3 protein-coding genes are annotated in these 3,463 nt (G+C 72.2%); all 3 read right to left on the bottom strand.

The features are described 5' to 3' along the window. Positions 1–1,395: UDP-N-acetylmuramoyl-L-alanine--D-glutamate ligase (gene murD, locus ACXJKL_RS17320; RefSeq protein ID WP_457208259.1), on the bottom strand; the 1,395-nt coding region annotated here is incomplete at its 3' end. Between the two features lie 7 nt (positions 1,396–1,402). Beyond that, positions 1,403–2,515 carry a phospho-N-acetylmuramoyl-pentapeptide-transferase gene (gene mraY / locus ACXJKL_RS17315; protein WP_457208258.1) on the bottom strand — a complete coding sequence of 371 codons (1,113 nt, stop codon included), beginning with the start codon at positions 2,513–2,515 and terminating at the stop codon, positions 1,403–1,405. Continuing rightward, on the bottom strand, positions 2,512–3,463 hold a 952-nt coding region (locus ACXJKL_RS17310), incomplete at its 5' end, for a UDP-N-acetylmuramoyl-tripeptide--D-alanyl-D-alanine ligase (RefSeq protein WP_457208257.1). The genes ACXJKL_RS17310 and mraY, both read right to left, overlap by 4 nt.

The following is a 3,463-nucleotide window of genomic DNA, read 5'->3' as shown; positions in this document are numbered from 1 at the left end:
GTCCATGGAGGCACATCCCGGCGCCAGCAGCACGGTGTCGCCCTCGCGGGCGAGCCGGGCTGCCGCGTCGACGACGCGCTCCATCGGTTCCCCAGTCTCCCCGTCGCCGATCTCGATGACGGGCACATCGGGGGCGTGTCGCGAAAGGGCGGCAGCGATGACGTGGCGGTCCGCCCCGAGCAGCACGACGCCGCGCAGCCGACCCCGCACGGCCTGCACGAGGTCGTCGAAGCGGGCGCCCTTGGCCAGCCCACCGGCGATCCAGACCACCGGGTCGTAGGCCTGCAGCGAGGACTGGGCGGCGTGGGGGTTGGTGGCCTTGGAGTCGTCGACCCAGGTCACCTCGGCGTGCTCGGCGACGTGGGCGATGCGGTGGCCGTCGGGGCGGAAGGCCCGCAGCCCGTCGCGGACGGCCTCCTGGGAGACCCCGTGCGACCGGGCCAGGGCCGCGGCCGCAAGGGCGTTGGCGACGAAGTGCGGGGCCGGCGACGCGAGGTCGGCGATCGTGCACAGCTCGGCGGCGCTGGTCGCGCGCTCCTCGATGAAGGCCCGGTCGGCGAGGATGTCCTCCACGACGCCGACCATGCCGATCGACGGCATGCCGAGGGTGAAGCCGATGGCCCTGGCCCCCTCCCGCACGTCGGCGGCCGCCACCAGGCGCTCGGTCTCGGGGTCCGCGACGTTGTAGACGCAGGCGCTGCCGACGCGCTCGAAGATCCGGCCCTTGTCGGCGGCGTAGTCGCCCATGCCGCCGGGGTACCAGTCGAGGTGGTCCGGCGCGACGTTGAGCACGGCGGCCGACTCCGCGGCCATCGAGTGCGTGTAGTGGAGCTGGAAGCTGGACAGCTCGACGGCGAAGACGTCGTACGGCTCGGGGTCCATGACCGCCTCGACGATCGGGCGACCGACGTTGCCGACGCAGGCGCTGCGCAGCCCGGCGGCCCGCAGGATCGAGTCGAGCATCTGCACGGTGGTGGTCTTGCCGTTGGTGCCGGTCACGGCCAGCCAGGGCGCGGCCCGCCCGGAGTCGTCGGTGTCGCGCAGGCGCCACGCCAGCTCGACCTCACCCCACACCGGTACGCCGCGGGCCGCGGCCTGGGCGAGCAGCGGCGCGTCGGGACGCCACCCGGGCGACGTGACGAGCAGGTCGACGTCGTCGGGCAGCGTGGCGGTGGCTCCCGCCTCGAGGCGGATGTGCCCCCCGAGGCTCTCCAGGAGGGTGGCCTTCTCGGCCTTCTCGTCGCTGGTGGCCTCGTCGAGCGCGGTGACGTCGGCACCGAGGAAGAGCAGGTTGTCGGCGGCGGCGAAGCCGGACACGCCGAAGCCCGCCACGACGGCGCGCACACCGTCCCAGGGGGTACGTCGTCCCAGCGACTCCAGGTCGGGCCTGCTCATGGGTGCCTCATCCGATGCCGGCGACCCATTCGGCGTAGAAGAGGCCGATGCCGACGGCGACGCACAGGCCGGTGATGATCCAGAAGCGGATCACGATGGTGATCTGCTCCCAGCCGAGCATCTCGAAGTGGTGGTGCAGGGGCGTCATCCGGAACACCCGGTGGCCCGGCTGGACCCGGAAGACCGAGCGGAACAGCCCGCTGGCGCGGCTCACCTTGAACACCGAGACCTGGATCATCACCGACAGGGTTACGGCGACGAAGAGCCCGCCGATGATGACGAGCAGCAGCTCGGTGCGGGTCATGATCGCGAAGCCGGCCATGGCGCCGCCGAGCGCGAGGGAGCCGGTGTCGCCCATGAAGATCTGGGCCGGGGAGGCGTTCCACCACAGGAACCCGAAGCAGGCACCGGTGATCGCGGCGGCGATGACGGCGAGGTCGAGCGGGTCGCGGACCTCGTAGCACTTGGCTCCGGCCTCGAGGGCGCAGGACTGGGAGTTCTGCCAGATGTTGACCAGCGTGTAGGCGGCGAAGACCAGGATGCTGCACCCCGTGGCCAGGCCGTCGAGKCCGTCGGTGAGGTTGACCGCGTTGCTGAAGCCGGTCACGAAGAACCAGATGAGGACGATGACCACGACGCTCGGCAGCGCGAACGCCTCGTAGTCGCGGATGAAGGAGATGTGGTCCGACGCCGGCCGCAGGCCGCGCTCGTCCTCCAGCGCGGGCGAGAGGGCGAGGACGCCGAAGATGACCGCGACCAGGGTCTGCCCGATCATCTTCGCGCGGCTGCGCAGGCCGAGGTTGCGCTGCCGGCTGATCTTGATGAAGTCGTCGAGGAACCCCACCGTGCCGAGGCCGACGAAGAGGAACAGCAGCAGCATCGCGGAGGCCGACGGCGTCTGCAGGGTGATCAGCTTGGCCGCGAAGTAGCCCACGACGGTGGCCGCGATGATCACGAGGCCGCCCATGGTGGGCGTGCCGCGCTTGGTGTGGTGGGTGGTCGGCCCGTCGTCGCGGATCTCCTGGCCGTAGCCCCGACGGGCCAGCACCTTGATCGCGGAGCGCGTGCCGATCAGCGAGATCAGCAGCGAGAGCCCGCCACCGAGCAGGATCGCTCTCATGTGCTGCTCCCTTCGGTGCCACCCGGATCGGCGGCCAACAGTCCTTCGACGACGACTTCGAGCGCCGCACCCCGCGATGCCTTCACCAGGACGACATCGGCAGCCGAGACATTCTCCCGCAACCAGAGCACTGCCTCGTCACGCCCCGCCGTGATGATCGCCTCACTGCCGAATCCGGCGGCCAGGCCCGCGGCCGCGGCACCGACCGTGACGAGGACGTCGATGCCCGCCGCCCGCGCGAACGTGCCCACGCGGTGGTGGGCGTGCGAGGCGTCCGCGCCGAGCTCGAGCATCTCGCCGAGGACCGCGACGGTACGCCGCCCCGACCGCTCGCCGATGACCTGCAGCGACTCCAGCGCGGCCTCCATGGACTCCGGGTTGGCGTTGTAGGCGTCGTTGACCACGACCGCCCCGTCGGCCCGCTCCCGGACCTCCATCCGCCACCGGCTGGCGGACTGCGCGTCACCGAGGGCGTCGGCGACCGTGTCGAGGTCGACCCCGGCGGCGAGCGCCATGGCCGCCGCCGCGGCGGCGTTGCGCCACTGGAAGGCGCCGACCTGGGCGAGGTGCACCGTCGCACCCGACCCCAGGAAGGCCAGGTCGAAGGACTGGCGGCCGAGCTCGTCGCTGGTGAGCTCGCTCACGGACACGTCGGCCGGGGCGGCGCCGAAGGTCCGCACCCGGGCGACGGTGCGCTCCACCATCGCCGCGACCAGCGGGTCGTCGGCGTTGAGCACGGCGGTGCCGTCGGCGGGCAGCGCCTCGACGATCTCGCCCTTGGCCTGCGCGATGGCCTCGCGGCTGCCGAACTCACCGATGTGGGCCGTGCCGACGTTGAGGACGGCCGCGACCGTGGGCGGGGCGATGGTGCACAGGTAGCCGACGTGGCCGACACCCCGGGCGCCCATCTCGACGACCAGGAACCGGGTCTCCCCGGTGGCCCGCAGG

Source organism: Nocardioides sp. P5_C9_2 (assembly GCF_054049555.1).
Note: the sequence above shows the minus strand (reverse complement) of the source record. Positions and strands in the feature narration are given on the sequence as shown.